Here is a 22,475-nt window from a genome sequence, read left to right as displayed (position 1 = left end):
CCCGCATCCGCTCCCAGGAGGTGACGACCATGGCCACCACGCTCGCCAAGGCCGCCGACGGTGCCGCCGCCACGGCAGTGCCGCACGCCGCCCGTATCGCGCACGTCTCGAAGTCCTTCGCAGGACCGGCCGGACCGCAGCTCGTCCTGGACGACATCAGCCTCGATGTCGCGCCCGGCGAGTTCGTCACGCTCCTGGGGGCCTCCGGGTGCGGTAAGTCCACCCTGCTCAATCTGGTCGCGGGGCTCGACCGGCCGACCGCGGGGTCCATCGAGACCCCCGGCGGCCGGCCCGCCCTGATGTTCCAGGAGCACGCCCTCTTCCCGTGGCTGACCGCGGGCAAGAACATCGAACTCGCCCTGCGGCTGCGCGGGGTGCCCAAGAACGAGCGCCGGGACGAGGCGGAGCGGCTGCTCGGCCTGGTCCGGCTCGGCGGTGCCTACCGCAAGCGGGTGCACGAACTGTCCGGCGGTATGCGCCAGCGCGTGGCGCTGGCCAGGGCGCTGGCCCAGGACAGCGACCTGCTGCTGATGGACGAGCCGTTCGCCGCGCTCGACGCGATCACGCGCGATGTGCTGCACGAGGAGCTGACCCGCATCTGGCGCGAGACGGACGTCTCGGTCCTCTTCGTCACCCACAACGTCCGTGAGGCGGTGCGCCTCGCCCAGCGCGTGGTGCTGCTGTCGTCACGGCCCGGCAGGATCGCGCACGAGTGGCGCGTCGGCATCCCCCAGCCGCGCCGTATCGAGGACGCCGCCGTCGCCGAGCTGTCCGTCGAGATCACCGAACAACTGCGTGGGGAGATCCGCCGCCATGGCCAGCACTGAGACCACCGACGAGGTCACCGGTCCGGTCTCGAAGAACTCGAGGGACCTCAGGGACCCGAAGGACCCCAAGGACCCCAAGGACCCGAAGGCGGACGACTTCGCCGGGCTCGAGGCCGGACTCGACGCGCTCGACGCCGTCCAGGCCCATCGCACACCCGTCCGTCAGGTGCTGGTGGGCAAGGTCCTGCCGCCCGTGGTGGCGGTCGCGCTGGTGCTCGCGGTGTGGCAGCTGCTGGTGGCGCTGAAGGTCACCGACGACTACAAGCTGCCGCCGCCGTCCGCGATATGGGACAGCGTGTCCGAGATGTGGCTCCAGGGCACCCTGTTCGAGGTCATCTGGACCAGTGTCTCGCGTGGTCTGCTCGGCTTCGCCCTGGCGCTCGCCATCGGGACGCCACTCGGTCTGCTCGTGGCCCGGGTGAAGTTCGTCCGCGCCGCCATCGGCCCGATCCTGTCGGGGCTCCAGTCGCTGCCTTCGGTGGCCTGGGTGCCGCCCGCGGTCATCTGGCTGGGGCTGAACGACTCCATGATGTTCACGGTGATCCTGCTCGGCGCCGTCCCCTCCATCGCCAACGGCCTGGTGTCGGGCGTGGACCAGGTGCCGCCGCTGTTCCTGCGGGCCGGGCGGACCCTGGGTGCCACCGGCCTGCGGGGCACCTGGCACATCGTGATGCCGGCGGCGCTGCCCGGCTATCTGGCCGGTCTCAAGCAGGGCTGGGCGTTCTCCTGGCGCTCCCTGATGGCCGCCGAGATCATCGCCTCGTCGCCCGAACTCGGCCTGGGTCTTGGCCAGTTGCTGGAGAACGGCCGCAACAACTTCGACATGCCCGGGGTGTTCCTCGCGATCGTCCTCATCCTGATCGTCGGCATCGCCATCGACCTGCTGATCTTCAGCCCGCTGGAGCGGTGGGTGCTGCGCAGCCGCGGTCTGCTCGCCCGGAGCTGAACTCTCATGCACGATCCCGTACTGCTCGTCATCGCCCACGGCAGCCGCGATCCGCGGCACGCCGCGACCGTGCACGCCCTGGTGCGGCGCGTACGGTCCTTGCGGCCGCGGTTGCGGGTGTCGACCGCGTTCCTGGACTTCAACGCCCCGGCCGTACCGCAGGTGCTGGAACGGATGGCGAACGACGGCGTCCGGGACGTGGTGGCCCTGCCGCTGCTGCTGACCCGCGCCTTCCACGCGAAGACCGACATCCCGTCCGTACTCGACGAGGCCAGGGCCAGGCATCCGCGGCTGAGGATCGTCCAGGCCGACGTACTCGGCCCCTCACCGCTGCTGCTCGACGCTCTGGAGCGACGGCTGTACGAAGCCGGGCTGAGCCCGGCCGACAAACGCTCGACCGGGGTCGTCCTGGCCTCGGCGGGCTCATCCGACCCGGAGGCGATCGCAGTGATCGCTGAAATGGCGCGGGAGCTGCGGCACACCGGTTGGTGCGCCGTGCGGCCTGCGTTCGCCTCCGCCACTCTGCCGCGCACCGAGGACGCGGTGCGCGCGCTGCGCGCCGAGGGGGTGCGCCGGGTGGCGGTCGCGCCGTATGTGATCGCCCCGGGCCGCCTTCCGGACCGTATCGCCGACGGCGCCGGGAGCGCGGGCGCGGATGTCCTCGGTGATGTCCTCGGCCCCTCGCCCGAGCTGGCCCGGCTCCTGCTCCGCCGCTACGACGAGTCCCGGGCGGGGGCCCGGCTGCGCCGGCTCCCCCTGCGGACCCGTGTGCCGGCTCGCGCGGCGGGGGCCTGACACCCCCGCCGGCACAGGTCACCAGGTGTGGGCGACGTCCACGATGACCTTGTCCCCGGACTGGAGCACCCGGAACGGCAGCCTGGCGCGAACACCCAGACCGACCTGCGTCTGCCCCTCGAAGCTCGCGCCGAACTTGGTGTCCTTGAAGGTCTTGTATCCGGTGAGGTCGACGCCCGGCAGCGGCTTGCGGGCCGTGCCCGGATAGGTCGGGCGCATGTTCTCCGGGTTGTAGCTGGGCGCGGAGACGAAGATCTGGAGGATGGCGCCCCCGCTCACCGGTATGAGGTCCCCGGAACCGTCCTGGTGGAACGCGTCGACATAGCCGACGTGATAGCCGACCTTGCCGTTGGCCCCGCCGACGTCGAAGACCATGCGGTCATAGCAGGTGTGCCGGCCCGTCGTGATGTTCTTCAGCGACTTGTCGTCCGTGTCCGTGGCCGACTTGGTGCCACTGCCCCATGGCGTCGAGCATGCGGTGGCCGACGGCACCACCTCCGGGTGGGACACGGCCCCCGCCGGCCCCGCCGTGCTCACCAGCCCCGCGGTTGCGAGAACCAGCGCCGCACCCACTGTCCTTGAGCGTCCCATGACCTACTCCCGACATTGATGTGTGACAGGTACACATAGTGAGACGGGGGGACCCTGCCATAGTTGCCCGCTTCCCTGCTTTCGGCCACACAAGGGCCGGATCACGAGGGGCGGAGACGGGAAACGCGCGGCCTGACACGGGAGTACGCCGGGCGCGGCGTGAGAACCGGGCGCTGGCGAACCGGCGGCCCCGGTCCACTTCAGCGCCCGCCGTGCACAGGGCGCACCTCCACGAAGCGCCGGCGCCCCCGGCCCCGGTACACCAGGGCGTCCCAGCCCAGCGACTCCAGCACCCGGGCGCACTCGGCGAGCGCGCTCTGCTCCCCGGACGCCGCAGCGCCGCCGGGCGGTCCGAGCCATTCGACGGTGACGGCTCCGGGCTCCTCGTCCGCTGTGCGCACCCGGTATCCGGTCGCCGCGCGGCGGCCGGACCCGTCGACCGCGGACGGCGGGATTCCGGAGGCTTCCAGGGCGAGTGCGACGGCCCGGACCATCCGGCCGTGCTCCCAGGGTGCCGGGGTCGCCTCCGGTTCGGCGGCCTCGGTATTGGCCAGTCGGCGGATCTGCAGCAGCCCGTCGAACGCGACCCGCACCTCGGCCGCCCGCGCCTGCGCGGCAGCGGGGTCCTGTGGCCGCGGGGGTCCGTCGCCGTCGTCGTACATGAGGCCGAGCCTAAGTGGTCCACGCTCGAAGTCCTTCGGGGTTGCCTGTACCGCCGACCAGCGCTCGGTGCCGACCCCCGAAGGACTTCGAGAGCCGACCACCAAGCCGGGTGACCAGGCCGGGGGCAGGGCGCCCGTTCGCCGGTCCATCCGGAGGAGAACCGGGCCGCGGCCGGGAAAGGGCCGCTCCGGGCGGGGACATGTCTGCCGTGCGGTGACAGGGCCGTGGCAGAGCGGTGACAGCCGCGGTGAGTTCCCGGGGCACCATGACGGCAAGGAGGCCGATATGTCGATCTATTACCACAAGCGGATCACGATCATCCCGAAGCTGCTGCATCTCAATGTCAGCGGACGCAGCTGGTCGCTGAGCTTCGGCACGCGCCGAGCCCATGTCACTCGGCACAGCGGCGGCCACCAGAGCGCCTCCGTCAGGCTCCCCGGGGGATTCAGCTGGCACCGGAACTCCCAGCGGCGCTGAAGGACGCGCCTCGACCAGAGTGATCGGTGCGGCGTCCCCGGTGCCTATCCGGCGGACGCCTCTTCGGTCATCTCCGCCAGTCTGACGACCGTGTTCCAGTTGCGCGTCGTGGCGACGATCCCCTTGAGCAGGCTCGGTCGGGCGAGTGCCGCCGCGAGCTTGGAACGGCCCAGTCCGCCCGGGGCGTAGAGATAGAGCGCACGGTCGCCGAGCCGGTACTCCTCGGGGAGGTGGGCCTGCGCGTCGATGCCCGCGAGCCGTCCCGGGTCCACCCACTCGGAGAAGTAGGTGACATGGAGCTGCTTGCCCTCCAGTTCGGAGGCCGGGAAGGGGCAGTCGTCGACGACGGCGCGCAGATACGCCGCCCCGCGGACCAGACAGTCGACGCCGAACCCGAACCGCTCGTGAATGGCCCGTTCGATGCCGGAGGCGAGCCGCTCCTCGTCCCCCTCGGCGCTGGTGAAGACGGCGTTGCCGCTCTGCAGATGGCTGCGTACGCCACCGTGGCCCAACTCCGTCAGCAGTGTGCGGAGATCGGCCATCGGGACCTTGCGTTGTCCGCCGACGTTGATCCCGCGCAGCAGCAGCGCATACGCATTCGTCTTCGCCATGGTCACACCATAAGACGGCCGCCGTGCCCCGTGGGGGAGGGCACGGCGGCCGCCGGCTCATGGCCGGTCGACGGTCAGGCGATCACTCGACGACCTTCAGGAGCTTGTTGGGCGTGCCCTCGCTCGGGTTGCTGATCTTGTCGGGCGTGGCACCGTCCGTCAGGGCCTTGGCGACCTGCTCCGGGGTGGCGTCCTTGTGGCCCGCCAGGTAGACCGCGGCGGCGCCGACGACGTGCGGAGTCGCCATCGACGTACCGGAGATGGTCTTGGTGCCCTCGTCACTGTCGTTCCAGGCGGAGGTGATGTCCGAGCCCGGAGCGTAGATGTCCACGACGGAACCGAAGTTGGAGAAGTCGGACTGCTTGTCGTCCTTGGTCGAAGAGGCCACGGTGATGGCTTCCTTGACCCGTGACGGGGAGCCCTGGCCCGCGTCGCTGGACTCGTTGCCCGCGGCCACACCGAAGGTCACGCCGGAGGCGATGGCCTTCTGGACGGCCTCGTCGAGCGCCGGGTCGGCGCCGCCGCCGAGGCTCATGTTGGCGACCGAGGGACCCTGGTGGTTCTTGGTCACCCAGTCGATGCCGGCGACGACCTGCTCCGTGGTGCCGGAGCCGTTGTCGTCGAGGACGCGCACGGCGACGATCTTCGCCTTCTTGGCCACACCGTGCGACGCGCCGGCTATGGTGCCCGCCACGTGCGTGCCGTGGCCGTTGCCGTCGTCGGCGGTGTTGTCGTTGTCGACGGCGTCGAAGCCGTGGGTGGCACGGCCCTCGAAGTCCTTGTGGGTGATGCGGACTCCGGTGTCGATGACGTACGCCGTGACGCCCTCACCGGCGCCGTCGGGGTACGTGTACTTGCTGTCGCCGGCGGTGTCGGCCTGGTCGACACGGTCCAGACCCCAGGACGGCGGGTTCTCCTGGGTGGCGTTGATGGAGAACTTCTTGTTCTGGACGACCTTGGCCACGGCGGGGTCGGCGGCGAGACGCTTGGCCTCGGTCTCCGACAGACCGCTCGCGGAGAAGCCGTTGATCGCCGAGCTGTAGTTGCGCTGCAGCGTGCCGCCGTACTCCTCGGCCAGCTCCTGCTTGTCCGCCTTCTTGTCCAGCAGGACGATGTAGCTGCCGGTGACTGCGCCTTCGGCATTCGCGCCGTAGATCTTGCCCTCCGCGGGAGCGGTGGCGGCCCCGGCGTACGACGCACCGAGAACGGACACTCCTGCGGCGGCAGCCGCGGCGGTGATCGCCGCGGTCAGCTTGATCTTGCTTGCGCGCTTGTGAGTTGCCATGAAGAGGGATCTCCTCGTCATCTTTTGTGGGGGGAATGGCCTCTGGACGGAAAATCTCCGGGGGCCGCTTCGAAACCCTGACCGATTGATGGGCTCAGATCAAGACCTTCATGCAGCTGTGACTTACTCAACAAGTCTTCGTAATGAGAAATCCACCATGCCCCCTCATGTCGGACGCGAACCCACTCAAACCCTTTACGTGTCATGGAGATTGACTGCCACCCACCTTCCCGGCGCCGATCCGGGCCAATAGGGCACGAAATCGGGATGCTTCAACAGCCTTCCGTACGCCGGGTGTTGACGCGCATACAGAGGGTAGAAGGGGTTGTCCATTTCGCGAGACGTACGCGGCTCTGCCGCACAATTCGCCATGCGGGCGATCTGGATACAACCGGGATCGGCATGGCGAGCAGAGCACTACTGCGACGTCCCGGACGGCGATTTCCGGCACGACGAATCCACCTCGGTCCCGGTCGTGTCCGGGATTCCGCCGATTGTGTTCGGTGCGGTGACGACGGATCCGGGACCGCCACCGGACGATCCGGCCCGGGACCGGGACCGAACGGTCCGGGCCCCGATCAGAGCCTGGGCGCGGGCAGTTCCGCCTCGATGAGGTCCACGGCGCGGCTCGTACCGCCCTCCGCGGCCATCGAGCGTGCGATCTCCCCGAGGCGGCGGGCGACCTCGGGGTCGTCGACCAGAGCGAGCACCGACGCGCGCAACGCCTCCGCCGTGGCCTCCTCGACCGGCACCCGGCGGGCCACGCCCAGTGAGACGAGCATGTCCGCGTTGCCGAACTGGTCCACGGCCTGCGGGACGACGACCATCGGCGTGGCGGTGGCGAGGCCCTCCTGGCAACCGCCCGCGCCCGCATGGGTGACAAACGCGTCCGCCTGCCGGAGCACCGACAACTGCGGTACCCAGGAGCGGACTTCGACATTGGCCGCGACGGCGCCGAGTTCCGCCGGAGCCACATGCCTGCCGATCTGCAGCACCACATGCCATCCGGGCAGATCACCGAACGCCCGCACACAGGCCCGGTAGAAGTCCGGCTGCTTGGTGAAGGTCGAGCCGAGCGACACCAGCAGCACCTTCCCGGCATCGGCCGGCCGCTGCCACTCCCCCTGCTCGGCGCGGTCGCCCTGGCAGGCGCCGACGAATGAGTGCACGGACTCGTCGACTCGGTCGGCGTGTGGCTGCAGGGCCTTGGGGATGAGCACGATCGACCGCTGCGGGCGACCCACGAACGGGTCCGGGTGGGTGTCGATGCCGTTCGCTGCGAGCCAGGCCTCGAAGCGGGCGTAGTAGGCCCTGCCCCGCTCCGACGCCTTGAGCCCGGCGGTCATCGGTTCGCCGACCTCCTTCTCGTATCCCTCCCAGGCGACCAGGTTCGGCGACAGGGAGACGGCGGGCACGCCCCAGCGGTGGGCGAGCACCCGCGCCGGATACGAGGTGATGTCGTGCAGCACGAGGTCGGGCTCGTCGCCCGCGAACGCCTCGGCCAGCTGCGGCAGGGCCTGGATGGCGTCGTCCAGGAACGGCTCGATGTTGTCGATCAGTTCGGTGCCCCATGCGTCGGGGTCGTCGTCGGTCGGCAGCGTGGAGGTGTAGGGAACGGGCCGGGCACCCGTCGCGGCCACCCGTTCGGCGAAAGACGGCGGAATCGCATAGCTGACACGGTGTCCCCGAGCCACGAGCTCCCGGATGACCTCGATGCTCGGATTCACGTGCCCGGGCGCGTCAATGGAGAACATGGCGATGTGGGCGGGCTTCGGTGTGCTCATGACCGCACCGTACGCGAGACGAGACGTCTCGTGCAACGAATAGAGTCCTGACGCCCCACGGCCGGGCACCGTGCTTCGGACACCGCAAGGACCGGCGCCGGGATCGCGCGAACGCGGTACCAGGTCAGGCGAGGTGATGTGAGGTCAGAAGGGCGGGACGCGGGGCAAGCCTGGTCCGGATACCAGGACGGTGCGAACCGTGACCGCTGATGCGCGGTCTTCCGGAAGGATCTCGGCGGCAGCTGCATCAAGGGCAGCCAGCCGCTGTGCGTGACGGCGGGCGGCGTCTGACGCGCCTCCCCGCTCCCTCTCCCGGCACCTCCACACGCGTGAGGACCGGGAGCGGGCTGCGTCGGCCGTACCGCTCGCGGGCGGCAGCACCGGGGGCCGCCCGTCGCCGTGTCCGCGCCGGGGCGGACACGGTGGCATCGCCAACTTCGCGACCCGGCAGGTCACATCACCAGGTGTGCGCCACGTCCACGATGAGCCGGTCACCGGACCTCAGCACCCGGAACGGGAGCCTGGCCCGGACGCCGAGACCGACCTGTGTCCGGCCCTCGAAGCTCGCCCCGAATCTGGCGTCCCTGAACGTCTTGTACGCGCTGACGTTCACGCCCGGCAGCGGCTGCCCCGCCTTCCCCGCGTACGTCTGCCGGAGCGTCACCGGATCGCAGCTGGGCGCGGACACGAAGATCTGGAGGATGGCGCCGCCGCGGACCTTCATCCGGTCACCGGAGCCGTCCCGGTGGAACGTGTCGACATAGCCGATGTCGTAGCCGAGCCCGCCCTTGGCGCCGCCGACGGCGAAGACCATGCGGTCGTAGCAGGTGTGCCGGCCCGTCGTGATGTCCCGCAGGGGCTTCGCCGCGGCGCCGCCGGACGACTTGAGACCGCTGCCCCAGGCACTCGAGCACCCCGCGGCCGCCGGAGCCGTCCGCGGGGACACGGCCCCGGCCGTCTGCGCCGGGCCCATGAGCCCCGCTCCCGCCAGCACGAACACCGCGCCCGCTGCCCACAACCGCCGCATGGCCTACTCCCCGGCATCTGATGACGTACAGGTACGCGCAACGCGTCGGACGGGAAGCGCGACCCCTGCTCCACTTCCGGCTTTCGGCCGCATGAGGTCCGAAACCGCTTTCCGTCGCGAGCCTAGACCTCGGCTTCGCCCGCCGGCCGCCCGACGTGCACGTGTCCCCCTGCCAATGGCACGGTCGCTCCCCTATCGGCCCAACGGCCGCCCCCACCGGCCAAGCCCGCGTCCGGGCCCCGGGCCCGCGGCCGGGGAACCGGACGGGGCATCCACGACCCGGGTCCCCTTCCGACGGTCCGTCGGGCAGGCTCCTCCACCTGCGGCACTGCAAGAATCCCCACCATGGACGAGACACACGCACGGACGGTGCTGGCCGCGGCGGGAGTGCCGGGGCCGGCGGAACTGCTGGCCCTCGGGGAGAACGCGGTGTTCGCGTCCGCTGACGTGGTCGTGAAGGTGGGTCGCGACGAGGAGCTGCTGGAGCGTGCCGAGCACGAACTGGCCGTGGCGCAGTGGCTGGAGGAGGCGGGTGTGCCCGCGGTGCGGGCCGCGGAGCCGAAACCCCTGCTGGTGCGGGGCCATCCGGTGACACTGTGGCATCGGCTGCCGCCCGCGGTACGTCCCGCGGAACCACGCGATCTGGCTCCGCTGCTGCGACTGGTGCACGCCCTGCCGGCCGCCCCGTTCGCCCTGCCGCGCCGGGAGCTGCTCGGGGGTGTCGAGCGATGGCTGCGTCTGGCGGGTGACGCGATCGACCCGGCGGACGCGGACTATCTGCGGGAGCGGCGGGACGGTTTCGCCGCCACGGCCGAAGCCCTGACACCGCATCTGCCGCCGGGCCCCATCCACGGAGATGCGCTCCCCCGCAATGTCCATGTCGGACCGAACGGTCCGGTCCTGATCGACCTGGAGACGTTCTCCTCGGACCTGCGCGAGCACGACCTCGTGGTCCTGGCCCTCTCGCTCGACCGTTACGGGCTCCCTCGCAAGGCCTACGACGCGTTCACCGCGGCCTACGGCTGGGATGTGCGCGACTGGCCGGGCTGCGCGGTCCTGCGGGGTGCCCGTGAGACGGCGAGCTGTGCCTGGGTCGCCCAGCACGCCCCTTCCAGCGCCAAGGCCCGGTCGGAGTTCCGGCGCCGTGTGGCCTCGCTGCGCCAGGACGACCCGGGGGTCCGCTGGCGTCAGCTCTGAGCGGCGATCACGGCACCCGGGGTGGCCGGCGACGCCCGGGGGACCGCGTGGCGCGCCGGGTTCCCGCCGGGACTCTCACCCGCCGCGACGCCGCCCCTGGCGCCCATGTCACCGGATCAGCCGGAGACACCGGCGAGGGCCCGCAGCGGCCAGGAGCCGTCCACCACCGCGTCCGGGGTGCCCTTGCGGCGCAGGAAGTCCTGGAAGTCCGCCGCCCACTGCGCGTACCAGTGGATCTGACGGGTGTGCAGCTCGGCGGGTGCGAGCGCCGCCACCGAGGCGTGGCGCTCCGCTATCGCGCGGGCCACCCCGACCGCGGCCAGGGCGTCCGCCGATGCCTCATGGGCGTCGTCGAGCACGACCCCGTACTCGGCGCAGACCGCCTCGAGGGTGCGCTTGCCCCGGCGATAGCGGTCCACGGCGCGATCGATGGTGTACGGATCGACGACGGGGCCGACCGGTGCTCCGTCGAGCCGCTCGGACAGCGGTGGCAGGCCGTGGCGGGCCAGTTCGGCGGCCAGCAGCGTCAGATCGAACGCCGCGTTGTACGCCACGACGGGGACGCCGCTTCTCCAGTAGCCCGCCAGCGACTCGGCGACCTGCTCCGCGACCTCGCCCGCCGGACGCCCCTCGGCCGCCGCACGCTCGCTGCTGATGCCGTGGATCGCCGACGCCTGCGCGGGAATCCGGATCCCCGGGTCCGCCAGCCAGGTCTGCTGCCGTACGGGCCGGCCGTCCTCCACCGCGACGACCGCCGCGGTCACGATGCGCGCGTCCAGCGGATCGGTGCCGGTCGTCTCCAGGTCGAAGCCGACCAGCGGCTCGTGATGCCACGCCATGCGCTGCCCCCTCGTCTGTGATGCGAACGAAACTCTCGCACGTGGCACTGACAGTCAGGACACCGGTCGGGAGTCGCTCCAGACCGACTCGAATTCCTCGCGGTACGTCTGGAACAGGCCGCTCTCGCTCTCCTGACCGGATCTCACCATGGACCGGCCTGAGCCGCGCAGCACCAGCACCGGGGCCTCCATGCCCCGTGCCCGGCGCAGATACGACTGCACGACCGCCAGCCCGTCGGGCCCGTCGCCGTCCACCAGATACGCCGTGAACCGGGGAGTCTCGTCGAAGACGTGGATCTCGAACGCTCCCGGGTCGCGCAGCCTCGACCGCACGCGCCTCATGTGCAGGATGTTCATCTCGACCCCGCGGCTCAGCTCGCCCTTCTTCAGGCCCAGTTCGCGCTCGCGCCGCTTGACGGCGCTGCTCGCCGGGTTGAGGAAGAGCAGCCGGACCCGGGCTCCGGCCTCGGCGAGCCGGACCAGCCGGCGTCCCGAGAAGTTCTGCACGAGCAGGTTCAGGCCTATGCCGATGGCGTCGAGCCGCCGGGCGCCGCCGAAGAGGTCCTCGGCCGGCAGCTGACGCTGCAGCCGGACCCGGTCCGGATGGACGGAGACCACGTCCGCGTAACGGTCCCCCACCAGGTCCTCGACGGCGTCGACCGGCAGCCGGTCGGCGGACGGCACCCCGGCGCCGCTGCCGAGGATCTCCAGGATCCGGGCCGAGGCCCGTTCGGCCTGAGCCAGTACGGCCTCGTTCAGCGCCCGGTTGCGGGAGACCACGTTCCGCGCGACCTCGAGCTCGTCCAGGGCCAGCTCCACCTCGCGGCGGTCGTCGAAGTACGGCTCGAAGCAGGGCCAGTGCTGGACCATCAGCTCCCGCAGCTGCGGCAGCGTGAGGAAGCTGAGGGTGTTGTCGTCGGCCGGGTCCAGCAGATACCCCTTGCGGCGCGACACCTCCCGCACCGCCACGGCCCGCTGTACCCACTCCTGGCCCGCCGGTCCCGCGGCCGCCACGACCCAGTCGTCGCCGTGCACGGGCTCGTACACGGGTCTGAGCACGGCGGCCACCACCGCGCGCAGCCGCTGCTCGACCAGATTCAGCCAGATGTAGGCGCGTCCGGCCCGCTGGGCGCGGGTGCGTACCTCGCTCCAGGCATCCGCACTCCAGTCCAGTTCGGGTCCGATGTGAGATGTCATCTCGACCGGCCTGGCGAGCGATACCGCGCCGGGCGGGACATCGGCCGAGTCCCCCTCGTGACCTGCGTCACCGGGGGGTAGCTCCAGCCCTCCCGAGCTCACCCGCGCACCGCCTTCCCGCTCCCCTCCAACGATCAAGGAAGGGTACTCCGCCGATGGGACGCGGTGCAGCCGGATCCACCGTCTCCTTCCTCAACTCCCGGACGGATGAGTTCCGTTCCCGCTCCGTTCCGGGCGGCGAGATCGTCCGGAGTGGGCGGATTCATCGTGATTGCACCCCCGGATACGGGCCGTACATCCTGCCGGTGGACCGGATCGGCTGCCCGTTCCCGGCCCGGGCGACGCGAGGGAACGCGATGTTGACCACGGACACCGGTGGGGCGGCGCCTCTCGCCCGGACGCGACCGGGCGTGGTCCTCGGGGTCCGGCGACGGCCGGCCGCAGTGGGGTGTCGCAGCGCCTGCGTCCGACGGGCCCCGGGGCTTCGGGCCCGTGGCCGGGCCCCGGGGCGCAGGAGCGCTCATCCGGCCCCCCATTCACGCCCCTGCCGCGTCCGGAAGGGTGAAGCCTGCTCCCGGAGCGACTGTCACCGCAATGGCGGTGCCCCCTGGTCCGCCTGTCCAGGTGGCACCGCACGCGTCTGCGTACGTTTACTCGCTCTTTGACATGGTCACCCGGTAGGACGGTGGTTAAGTCCTAGGTGCTTGCCCTTCTTTCGGGGAGGATCTGGCCGAAGTGGTCCCCCGCACCCGGATCAGAAGTGGAAGAGTCTTATCTATGCAGGTCTGGCCGGGACAGGCGTATCCCCTCGGTGCCACCTACGACGGCGCCGGTACCAACTTCGCGGTCTATTCGGAAGCCGCGCACCGCATCGAGCTGTGTCTGCTGCACGACGACGGCTCGGAAACGGCGGTGGAACTGCGTGAGACGGACGCGTTCGTGCGCCATGCCTACCTCCCGGGCGTGATGCCCGGTCAGCGGTACGGCTTTCGCGTGCACGGTCCGTACGCACCGGAGCGCGGGCAGCGGTGCAACTCCGCCAAACTGCTCCTCGACCCCTACGCACGGGCCATGAGCGGACGGATCGACTGGGGCGAGGCGGTGTACGGCTACCACTTCGGCAGACCGGACTCGCGCAACGACCTCGACTCCGCCCCGCACACGATGGCCTCCGTCGTCGTGAATCCGTACTTCGACTGGGGCGACGACCGCCGGCCGCGTACCGACTACCACCGGACGGTCATCTACGAGGCCCATGTGAAGGGCCTGACGATGCTGCACCCGGCACTGCCGCAGGAACTGCGCGGGACCTATGCGGGCCTCGCCCACCCGGCCGTGATCTCCCATCTCACCGAACTCGGCGTCACAGCACTGGAGTTGATGCCGGTCCACCAGTTCGTCAACGACCACCGGCTGGTGGACACGGGGATGAACAACTACTGGGGCTACAACACCATCGGCTTCTTCGCCCCCCACAACCGCTACGCCTCCTGGGGCGACCGGGGACAGCAGGTGCTGGAGTTCAAGTCGGCGGTCAGGGCGCTGCACCAGGCGGGCATCGAGGTCATCCTCGACGTGGTGTACAACCACACGGCCGAGGGCAACCACCTCGGCCCCACGCTCTCCTTCCGCGGGCTCGACAACGCCTCGTACTACCGGCTGGCGGAGGACCGCCGCTACCACACGGACACCACGGGGACCGGGAACTCCCTGCTGATGCGCTCCCCCCACGTGCTCCAGCTGATCATGGACTCGCTGCGCTACTGGGTCACCGAGATGCATGTGGACGGCTTCCGCTTCGATCTCGCGGCGACCCTGGCGAGGCAGTTCCACGAGGTGGACCGGCTCTCCTCGTTCTTCGACCTGGTCCAGCAGGATCCGGTGGTCAGCCAGGTGAAACTGATCGCCGAGCCCTGGGACGTGGGCGAGGGCGGCTACCAGGTCGGCAACTTCCCGCCGCTGTGGACCGAGTGGAACGGCAAGTACCGCGACACGGTTCGGGACTTGTGGCGAGGGGAGCCGCGTACGCTCGCCGAGTTCGCCTCCCGGCTGACCGGGTCGTCGGACCTCTACCAGGACGACGGACGGCGCCCGCTGGCCTCGGTCAACTTCGTGACCTGCCACGACGGCTTCACCCTGCGGGACCTGGTCTCGTACAACGAGAAGCACAACGAGGCGAACGGCGAGGGCAACCGGGACGGCGAGAGCCACAACCGCTCGTGGAACTGCGGCGCGGAGGGCGACACCGACGATCCCGAGGTGGTGGAGCTGCGGGGCCGCCAGATGCGCAATTTCATCGCCACGCTGATGCTGTCCCAGGGCGTGCCGATGCTCAGCCACGGTGACGAGTTCGGCCGTACTCAGCGCGGCAACAACAACGCCTACTGCCAGGACACCGAGCTGTCCTGGGTGCACTGGCCGTCGTCGACCGAGGAGGAGCCGGGGTCGCTGCTGGCCTTCACCCGGGCGATGGTGTGGCTGCGCCGGGACCACCAGGTCTTCCGGCGCAGGCGTTTCTTCCACGGCCGCCCGGTCGAGGGCACCCACGACGAGCTCTCCGACATCGCCTGGTTCACCCCGGAGGGCGTCGAGATGACCCAGCGGGACTGGCAGGCCGCCCACGCCAGGGCCCTGACGGTCTTTCTGAACGGGAACGCGATCTCGGAGCCGGGTCCCCGCGGTGAGCGGATCTCCGACGACTCGTTCCTGCTGATGGTCAATGCGAGCGCGGAGGAGCTGGACTTCGCGGTGCCGGTCAACCACGGCAGGCAGTGGCAGGTGCTGGTGGACACCGCCCGGCCCGAGGGGGTTCCTCCTGGCCAGGGGCCGAAGGTGGCGGCCGGCGAGCGGGTCCCGATGATCGGGCGGAGCCTGGTGGTGCTGCGGAGGCCGGCGTGAGCGGGGCGGGCGAGCCGGCATGAGGGTGTGACACCGGTGTCCGGGTCCTGACCGACCCGGGCAGGGCACCCGCGGCCCGGCGGGCACGAGCCGGCGCTCGTCGTATCGGGTGAACGTCGGACGGCCCTTCCGGATCCGCTCCGGAGCCGATGACACAGAAGCCCGGGATGCGGGTACGTACGTTCGCATGACGCCCACCGCCACCTACCGGCTCCAGCTGCAGCCGGCCTTCCCCTTCCGGGCCGCCGAGGAAGCGGTGCCGTACCTCGCCGGTCTCGGGGTCTCGCATCTGCATCTGTCACCGGTGCTCGAGGCGGTGCCGGGCTCCGCGCACGGCTACGACGTCGTGGACCACTCCCGTGTACGCGCGGAACTCGGCGGCGAGGAGGGGCTGCGGTCGCTCTCCGCCACGGCACGGCGGCACGGCCTCGGACTGGTGCTGGACATCGTCCCCAACCACATGGCGGCCGTGCCCCGGTACAACCGGGCGCTGTGGGACGCCCTGCGCGAGGGGCCGGGCTCACCGTACGCGCGCTGGTTCGACATCGACTGGGACGCGGGCGGCGGCAAGGTGCTGATGCCGGTGCTGGCCGGACGCCTCGGCGACGAACTGGACGCCCTGCGGGTGCGGGGGCGCGAGCTGCACTACGAGGACCAGCGCTTCCCGCTGCGCGAGGGCACCGAGGAGCTGCCGCTGCCCGAACTGCTGGAGGCGCAGTGGTACCGGCTGGGCTGGTGGCGGCTGGCCCGCACCGAGCTCAACTACCGGCGGTTCTTCACCATCTCCGAGCTGATCGGGGTCCGCGTGGAGGACCCGGAGGTCTTCTCGGCCACCCATGCCAAGATCGTCGAGCTGGTGCGCGACGGTGTCGTCGACGGGCTGCGGATCGACCATCCGGACGGTCTCGCCGACCCCGGGGAGTACCTGGACCGGCTGGACGGGGCGACCGGCGGCTGCTGGACGGTCGTGGAGAAGATCCTCACCCGCGGCGAACGGCTGCCGTCATCCTGGCCGGTCGCCGGCACGACCGGCTATGACGCGCTGTACCGGATCGACGGGGTCTTCACCGACCCGGACGGCGCCGAGGAACTGCTGCGCGTCTACCGGGGCTTCGCCTCCCCCGGCGGGGACCGGGGAGGCTACTGGGGAGCCACGGTGCGGCGCGCCGCGTACAAGGTGCTCACACACCAGCTGGTGGCGGAGACGGAAGCCCTCGCCAGACTGGCGGAGCGGGTGTGCGCGGCCGACACCGCACTGCGCGACCACGCCCCGTGGGCTCTGCGCACGGCGATCCGGGAGCTGCTGGTGCGGATGCCGGTCTACCGGCCGTACCGCACCGGGGGCGAGGCGGTGCTCACCGCGGACACGGCCCAGCGCGCGAAGGCCGCGTTCGCCGTCGCCGAGGAGGCCGAGGCGGTGGACATCGTCCGGGATCTGGCACTCGGGCTCGGGCGCACGGGCCGGGGTCCGGCTCAGACGGCGTTCCGTGCCCGCTTCGCCCAGACGTCGTCCGCGCTGCGCGCCAAGTCCGTCGAGGACACCGCCTTCTACCGGTACGTGCCGCTGCTCTCGGCGAACGAGGTGGGCGGGGACCCCGAGCATCCGGCAGTCGGCCCCGAGGAGTTCCACGCCTACTGTGCGCGGCTCGCCCGGGACTGGCCGGCCACCGGGACGGTGCTGTCCACACACGACACCAAGCGCAGCGCGGATGTCAGGGCCCGGATCGCGGTGCTGTCCGAGTGCCCGGAGCGCTGGGAGCAGGTGCTGACCGGGCTCTCCTGGGTGACCGCTCCGGACCACCATCTGGCATGGGTGGCCTGGCAGACGGCGTTCGGGCTCGGGATCCCGCGTCCGGACCGGATCGGGCCCGCCCTGCTGAAGTCCGCGCGGGAGGCGGGTCTGCACACCAGCTGGACCGAACCGGATCCGGGATACGAGCGGGCGGTGGACGCGTTCGTGGAGGCGGGGCCTGCGGGTCCGCCTCTGTACACACTGGCGCTGTTCGCCCGTGAACTCGACGAGCACGTACGGGCCAACGCTCTGGGGGCGGCGCTCGTGCACCTCACGATGCCGGGGGTGCCCGAGCTCTACCAGGGCACCGAGCACCGGTATCTGGCCCTGGTCGACCCGGACAACCGGGAGCCGTTCCGGGAACGGCCGCCGGACGAGAAGACGGCGCTCACCCGTGCGGCGCTGCAGCTGCGGAGCCGCAGGCCCGAGGTGTTCGACGCGTCCGGCGGCTATACGCCCCTGGCGGCCTCGGGCCCGGCCGCGTCACACTGCCTGGCCTTCTGCCGCTCGGGCCAGGTGGTCACGGCCGTGACCCGGCTCTCGTTGCGGCTTGACGCGGCGGGCGGCTGGGGCGGGACGTCCTTGGGTCTTCCGCAGGGCCGCTGGGCCGATCTGCTCTCTCCGGGGCGGGAGTTCACAGGAGGCGCGGAAGGCGCGGAAGGCGTTTCGGCGGCGGAGCTGTTCGCCGAGCGGCCCGTGGCGCTGCTGGAGCGAGTGACCGGCAGCTGATCAGGGCCGGGGCGACCCGGACGGCTGTGCCCGGGCCACCCGTGCCCGGACCAGCCGCCCCGCGACCCGTTCGGCTCAGAACGGCTGCTCCCCTGTGATCGGTTCCGCGCCGCCCATCCGGTCGGCCGGGCGACGCCCCTTGGGCTGCTGCGGTTCCGGCTGGACCGGCACGGGCGGCAGTGGGAGCTCCACCGGCTCACCGGCACTCACGGTGAATGGTTCGCCGTGGTGCAGGATGCCGAGCGGTTCGCCCTCGACCAGGGTGTAGCGCGCCCCCGAGTGGCGGATGCGCACGCGCAGGGTGCGCCCCTTCACCAGCACCGTGAAGGTCACTCCTGCCAGCGCTTCGGGGAGCCGGGGAGCGAACCCCAGGTGGCCCGCCCGGCCTCCCTCCGAGTCGTGGTGGCGCAGCCCGCCGAAGCCGAGCACGAGAGCCATCCAGGTCCCCGCGAGGGACGCGATGTGCAGCCCGTCGCGGGTGTTGTGCTCCAGGTTCTCCAGGTCCATCAGGGCTGCCTCGCCCAGATAGTCGTACGCCAGCCTCAGATGGCCGGTCTCCGCCGCCATCACGGCCTGGCAGCACGCCGACAGCGAGGAGTCCCGCACCGTCAGGGCCTCGTAGTAGGCGAAGTTGCGGGTCTTCTCCTCGGCTGTGAAGGCGTCCCCGCACGTCGCCATGGCGAGGACGAGGTCCGCCTGTTTGACCACCTGTTTGCGGTAGAGGTCGAAGTAGGGGAAGTGCAGCAGCAGCGGGTACTGATCGGGGTCCGTGGACTCGAAGTCCCAGCGCTGGAACCCGGTGAATCCGGCCGACTGCTCGTGCACACCGAGCGCCTCGTTGTACGGCACGGCCATCCGGGCCGCGGCGTCGCGCCAGGTGGCGGTCTCCTCGTCGTCGACGCCCAGCTGCTCGGCCCGGTCGGCGTGGCGCCCCGCCGTCTCAGCCGCGACCAGCAGGTTCCTGCGGGCCATCAGATTGGTGTACAGGTTGTCGCGGGCGATGGCGCTGTACTCGTCGGGGCCCGTGACGCCGTCGATGTGGAAGATGCCCTCGGAGTCGTGGTGGCCGAGCGAGTGCCACAGCCGCGCGGTGTGCACCAGCAGGTCGAGGCCGGGCCCGCGCTCGAACGTCTCGTCCCCGGTGGCGTTCACATAGCGCGCCACGGCATAGGCGATGTCGGCGTTGACGTGGAACGCCGCCGTGCCCGCCGGCCAGTAGGCCGAGCACTCCGCCCCGCTGATGGTCCGCCAGGGGAACGCGGCTCCGGCCAGTCCCAGTTGATGGGCCCGGTCACGTGCGGCCGGCATGGTGGCGTGGCGCCAGCGCAGCACGGGGGCGACGGTGCCCGGCGCCGTGTACGTGAGCATCGGCAGCACGAAGGACTCCACGTCCCAGAACGAGTGCCCGTCGTAGCCGGTTCCCGTCAGGCCCTTGGCGGGGATCGCCCGCTCCTCACTGCGGGCGGCCGCCTGGAGCACATGGAACAGCCCGAAGCGCACGGCCTGCTGGATCTGCGCGTCACCGTCCACCTCGACGTCGGCGCAGGACCAGAAGTGGTCCAGAAAGTCGCGCTGTTCGGCGAGCAGCCCTTCCCAGCCGGTGCTGCGTGCGGCGGCCACCGCGCCGTCGACCTGGTCGTGGAGGGCGGGCAGCGAGCGCTCGGAGGACCAGCCGTAGCCCACGAACTTCACCAGCCGCAGCCGCCGGCCGGGGGCCAGGGTGGCGGTCACGGTGAGCCTGCTGACGTCCGGTTCGCTCTCGGACGACCAGGTCGTCCCCTCGGGGCCCTCGATGATGTGGTCGGCGGCGGCCGCCACCCGCTGCAGGCTCTTCCTGGTGCGGTGGACCAAGCGCAGCCGGGTGTCCTGGGCGAAGTCCTCCTCGGCTTCGAGGGGGGCGTCGATCGCCGCGGCGACCCGCGGGTCACCGGTGTCGTGCGGCAGCTGTTCGTTGGCGACCAGTTCGGACTGGACGGCGACGGTGGACTCGCCGTTCAGCGGCTCGATCTCGTAGGCGATCGCGGCGATGGCCCGCTGGGTGAAGGAGACCAGCCGGTGCGAGGTGATGCGTACGGCGCGCCCGGCGGGCGTGGTCCACTCGGCGGTGCGGCGCAGCACTCCGGTGCGGAAGTCGAGGACCCGCTCGTGGGAGGTCAGTTCGCCGTAGCGCAGATCGCAGGGGTGGTCGTCCACCAGCAGCCGGATGATCTTCCCGTCGGTGACGTTGATCAGTGTCTGGCCGGACTCGGGATAGCCGTAGCCGGCCTCGGCGTAGGGCAGCGGATGGAGCTCGTGCACCCCGTTGAGGTAGGAGCCGGGCAGTCCGTGCGGTTCTCCCTCGTCGAGGTTTCCGCGCCATCCGATGTGGCCGTTGGACAGCGCGAACACGGACTCGCTCTGGGCGAGGAGGTCGAAGTGCAGATCGGTCTCGCGCAGGCACCACGGTTCGACGGCGTAGCCGGAGTGGGTGATCATTGCGGCTCCAGGAGGTCGGCGAGGTCGTCCACGACGATGTCGGCGCCGTGCCGGCGTAGTTCGGTGGCCTGACCTGCCCGGTCGACACCGACGACGAACCCGAAACCCCCTGCGCGCCCGGCTTCCACGCCGGCCAGCGCGTCTTCGAAGACCGCCGCGGTCCCGGGCGTGGCTCCGAGGGCCCTGGCCGCGGCCAGATACGTGTCCGGTGCGGGTTTGCCCCGCAACTGCTGCTCGCGGGTGACGATCCCGTCGATCCGTTCCTCGAAGAGGTCCTCGATGCCGGCCGCGACGAGTACGTCGCGGCAGTTGGCGCTCGAGGAGACGACGGCCCGCCGCATTCCGGCGTCGCGGGCCGCGCGCACGAACGCCACCGAGCCCTCGTACGCCTCCACGCCCTGCTCGCGGATCTTGCGCAGGACCAGGTCGTTCTTGCGGGTGCCGAGACCGCCCACGGTCTCGCTGTCGGGCCCGTCGTCCGGCGTGCCCTCGGGAAGCTCGATGCCCCGGGATGCGAGGAAGGTGCGGACCCCGTCCTCACGCGGCCGCCCGTCCACGTATTCGTCGTAGTCGCGGACGGCGTCGAAGGGCACGAAGGGGGTTCCCTCCCGCCCTGAGCGGGTGCGCAGATAGTCGTCGAACATCTCCTTCCACGCGGCAGCGTGCACCTTCGCGGTACGGGTGAGCACGCCGTCGAGGTCGAACAGGCAGGTGCGGACGTGATCCGGAAGACCCAGCATGGGTTCGAGGCTAAGGGCTGTCCCGCCGTCACCGGCGGATCAGCGCGCGGCGGCGGATACAGCCGTGGCTGCGGCGGCGGAGCCCGCAGTGCTGCGGGCTCCGCCGTACGACCGTCCCGGGCGTGGTGGGTCAGTGACGGTCCGGCAGGCTCCAGCGGTAGGGGTCGATGAGCTCGTGGATGCTGTCGGGTCCCCAGGAGCCGGGGGCGTACGGTTCGACCGGCCGGGGGTGCTCCAGCAGCGGGGCCGACGCCTCCCAGAGGCGTTCGATGCCGTCGGACCGGGTGAACAGGGACTGGTCGCCGAGCATCGCGTCCAGGATGAGCCGCTCGTAGCCCTCGAGGGCGTACATCGCGTTGAAGGAGCCGGCGTAGTCGAAGACCATCTCGGCTTCGTCGAGACACATCGCCGGGCCGGGCTCCTTCACCAGGAAGCGGACGCAGATCCGTCCGGGATCGGCGAAATCGATCACCAGCTCGTTGTTCGGGGGGTGCTCGGAGCCGGTCCGCGCGGCGAACGGGAACATCCGCAGGGCCGGTTCCCGGAAGCCGAGGGTCACGACGTGCCGGCCCTCGGCGAGGGACTTGCCCGAGCGCAGATAGAACGGCACACCGGCCCAGCGCCAGTTGTCGAGTTCCACGCGCAGGGCGACGAAGGTCTCGGTGTCCGACCGCGGGTCGACGCCCGGCTCGTCCCGGTAGCCCTCGTACTGGCCGCGGACGACGTGCGCCGGGTCGAGCGGCCGCATCGTCTGGAAGACCTTGTTCTTCTCGTCCCGCAGGGACTTCGCGGTGAGGCTGGTGGGCGGTTCCATCGCCACGAATCCCATGAGCTGGAAGAGATGGGTGACGATCATGTCCCGGAAGGTGCCGGTGCCTTCGAAGAACTGCGCGCGGCCCTCGATGCCGATCTTCTCGGGCACGTCGATCTGCACATGACTGATGTGGTCGCGGTTCCAGACGGGCTCGAGGAAGCCGTTGGCGAAGCGCAGGGCGAGGATGTTGTCGACGGACTCCTTGCCGAGGAAGTGGTCGATGCGGAAGACCTGGGACTCGTCGAAGACGGCGTGGATCGTGGCGTTGAGTGCCCGGGCCGATGTGAGGTCCGTGCCGAACGGCTTCTCCACGATGATGCGGCCGCCCTCGGCGAGACCGGTCGCGCCCAGCATCTCGACGACGGACGGGAAGGCCTTCGGCGGCACGGCGAGGTGGAACAGACGCCGTGGGCTGCCCCCGATGGCCTGCTCGGCCGTCCGGACGGCCGCGAGGAGCGGCGCGGGGTCGTCTGGGTCCGCCGCGCCGAAGGACAGGGCGTCCTCGAACCGCTGCCAGTCCTCGCCTTCCGGTCCTTCCTGGTCCGACCGGCCGAACTCCGCGACCGCTTCGCGGGCGTGCTTGCGGAAGTCGTCGTCGCTGAGCGCCGCCTGGGCCGGGGCCGAGCCGACGATACGGTAGCGGGCGGGCATCAGTCCGGCCTTGGCGAGGTGGAAGAGCCCCGGCAGTAGCTTGCGCCGGGCCAGGTCGCCGGTGGCGCCGAACAGGACGATGACATGGTCGTCGGGGACCTGGACGCCGCCCGACGGCTGGGTGGGAGCGGACATCG

General features: G+C 70.9%; 18 protein-coding genes. 7 read left to right on the top strand and 11 right to left on the bottom strand.

Annotation, left to right across the window (positions count from 1 at the left end; all coding sequences use genetic code 11):
• The first annotated feature begins 29 nt into the window (after positions 1 to 29).
• The 3 genes from ACTWOL_RS29065 to ACTWOL_RS29055 are packed head-to-tail and all read left to right on the top strand — an operon-like array spanning position 30 to position 2,568.
• The gene (locus ACTWOL_RS29065) at positions 30 to 827 is read left to right on the top strand and encodes an ABC transporter ATP-binding protein (RefSeq protein WP_474299784.1); all 798 of its coding nucleotides are present in this window, start codon (positions 30 to 32) and stop codon (positions 825 to 827) included.
• Positions 814 to 1,773: an ABC transporter permease gene (locus ACTWOL_RS29060; RefSeq protein WP_474299783.1), complete on the top strand. Its 960-nt coding sequence runs from the start codon at positions 814 to 816 to the stop codon at positions 1,771 to 1,773. The genes ACTWOL_RS29065 and ACTWOL_RS29060 overlap by 14 nt, the downstream gene beginning before the upstream one ends.
• 6 nt (positions 1,774 to 1,779) lie before the next feature.
• A complete protein-coding gene (locus ACTWOL_RS29055; RefSeq protein WP_474299781.1) occupies positions 1,780 to 2,568 on the top strand; it encodes a sirohydrochlorin chelatase in 789 nt (262 codons plus the stop codon).
• Positions 2,569 to 2,586: 18 nt separating this feature from the next.
• Here the strand turns inward: ACTWOL_RS29055 and ACTWOL_RS29050 are convergent, their stop codons facing one another.
• On the bottom strand, positions 2,587 to 3,159 hold the full coding sequence (locus ACTWOL_RS29050) for an AMIN-like domain-containing (lipo)protein (protein ID WP_474299780.1): 573 nt from the start codon (positions 3,157 to 3,159) through the stop codon (positions 2,587 to 2,589).
• 200 nt (positions 3,160 to 3,359) lie between these two features.
• A complete protein-coding gene (locus ACTWOL_RS29045) occupies positions 3,360 to 3,821 on the bottom strand; it encodes a hypothetical protein (protein WP_474299779.1) in 462 nt (153 codons plus the stop codon).
• 286 nt (positions 3,822 to 4,107) lie between these two features.
• Between ACTWOL_RS29045 and ACTWOL_RS29040 the strand changes: the two genes are divergently transcribed.
• Positions 4,108 to 4,299: a DUF4236 domain-containing protein gene (locus tag ACTWOL_RS29040; RefSeq protein WP_474299778.1), complete on the top strand. Its 192-nt coding sequence runs from the start codon at positions 4,108 to 4,110 to the stop codon at positions 4,297 to 4,299.
• Between the two features lie 44 nt (positions 4,300 to 4,343).
• Here the strand turns inward: ACTWOL_RS29040 and ACTWOL_RS29035 are convergent, their stop codons facing one another.
• The 4 genes from ACTWOL_RS29035 to ACTWOL_RS29020 all read right to left on the bottom strand — a co-directional run bounded on the left by ACTWOL_RS29035 (position 4,344) and on the right by ACTWOL_RS29020 (position 9,006).
• Positions 4,344 to 4,910, bottom strand: coding sequence for a DUF1697 domain-containing protein (locus ACTWOL_RS29035; RefSeq protein WP_474299777.1), 567 nt, complete (start codon positions 4,908 to 4,910; stop codon positions 4,344 to 4,346).
• Between the two features lie 82 nt (positions 4,911 to 4,992).
• Positions 4,993 to 6,195 (bottom strand): S8 family peptidase, encoded by a 1,203-nt coding sequence (locus ACTWOL_RS29030; RefSeq protein WP_474299776.1) that lies wholly within the window; start codon positions 6,193 to 6,195, stop codon positions 4,993 to 4,995.
• A 578-nt stretch (positions 6,196 to 6,773) separates the two neighbouring features.
• A complete protein-coding gene (gene mgt / locus ACTWOL_RS29025; protein WP_474299775.1) occupies positions 6,774 to 7,979 on the bottom strand; it encodes a macrolide-inactivating glycosyltransferase in 1,206 nt (401 codons plus the stop codon).
• 457 nt (positions 7,980 to 8,436) lie between these two features.
• Entirely contained in the window at positions 8,437 to 9,006 is a 570-nt protein-coding gene (locus ACTWOL_RS29020) for an AMIN-like domain-containing (lipo)protein (protein WP_474299774.1), read from the bottom strand.
• 345 nt (positions 9,007 to 9,351) lie between these two features.
• Between ACTWOL_RS29020 and ACTWOL_RS29015 the strand changes: the two genes are divergently transcribed.
• Positions 9,352 to 10,203 carry a phosphotransferase enzyme family protein gene (locus ACTWOL_RS29015; protein WP_474299773.1) on the top strand — a complete coding sequence of 284 codons (852 nt, stop codon included), beginning with the start codon at positions 9,352 to 9,354 and terminating at the stop codon, positions 10,201 to 10,203.
• 116 nt (positions 10,204 to 10,319) lie between these two features.
• Here the strand turns inward: ACTWOL_RS29015 and ACTWOL_RS29010 are convergent, their stop codons facing one another.
• Together ACTWOL_RS29010 and ACTWOL_RS29005 are read right to left on the bottom strand one after the other, a co-directional pair.
• Positions 10,320 to 11,042 carry an exonuclease domain-containing protein gene (locus tag ACTWOL_RS29010; protein WP_474299772.1) on the bottom strand — a complete coding sequence of 241 codons (723 nt, stop codon included), beginning with the start codon at positions 11,040 to 11,042 and terminating at the stop codon, positions 10,320 to 10,322.
• A gap of 54 nt (positions 11,043 to 11,096) precedes the next feature.
• Positions 11,097 to 12,341, bottom strand: coding sequence for an SAV2148 family HEPN domain-containing protein (locus ACTWOL_RS29005; protein ID WP_474299771.1), 1,245 nt, complete (start codon positions 12,339 to 12,341; stop codon positions 11,097 to 11,099).
• 675 nt (positions 12,342 to 13,016) lie between these two features.
• Between ACTWOL_RS29005 and glgX the strand changes: the two genes are divergently transcribed.
• Together glgX and treY are read left to right on the top strand one after the other, a co-directional pair.
• On the top strand, positions 13,017 to 15,137 hold the full coding sequence (gene glgX, locus ACTWOL_RS29000; protein WP_474299770.1) for a glycogen debranching protein GlgX: 2,121 nt from the start codon (positions 13,017 to 13,019) through the stop codon (positions 15,135 to 15,137).
• A gap of 187 nt (positions 15,138 to 15,324) precedes the next feature.
• Positions 15,325 to 17,658 (top strand): malto-oligosyltrehalose synthase, encoded by a 2,334-nt coding sequence (gene treY, locus ACTWOL_RS28995; RefSeq protein WP_474299769.1) that lies wholly within the window; start codon positions 15,325 to 15,327, stop codon positions 17,656 to 17,658.
• Between the two features lie 75 nt (positions 17,659 to 17,733).
• Here the strand turns inward: treY and ACTWOL_RS28990 are convergent, their stop codons facing one another.
• From ACTWOL_RS28990 to zwf, 3 genes are all read right to left on the bottom strand, one after another.
• The gene (locus ACTWOL_RS28990) at positions 17,734 to 20,133 is read right to left on the bottom strand and encodes a glycoside hydrolase family 65 protein (protein WP_474299768.1); all 2,400 of its coding nucleotides are present in this window, start codon (positions 20,131 to 20,133) and stop codon (positions 17,734 to 17,736) included.
• Positions 20,130 to 20,873 carry an HAD family hydrolase gene (locus ACTWOL_RS28985; protein ID WP_474299767.1) on the bottom strand — a complete coding sequence of 248 codons (744 nt, stop codon included), beginning with the start codon at positions 20,871 to 20,873 and terminating at the stop codon, positions 20,130 to 20,132. Before ACTWOL_RS28985 ends, ACTWOL_RS28990 begins: the two co-directional genes overlap by 4 nt.
• A gap of 130 nt (positions 20,874 to 21,003) precedes the next feature.
• Positions 21,004 to 22,473, bottom strand: coding sequence for a glucose-6-phosphate dehydrogenase (gene zwf, locus ACTWOL_RS28980; protein ID WP_474299766.1), 1,470 nt, complete (start codon positions 22,471 to 22,473; stop codon positions 21,004 to 21,006).
• Positions 22,474 to 22,475 lie beyond the last annotated feature (2 nt).

This window comes from Micromonospora sp. IBHARD003 (genome assembly GCF_056106285.1).
This window is presented reverse-complemented; position numbering and strand designations above follow the sequence as displayed.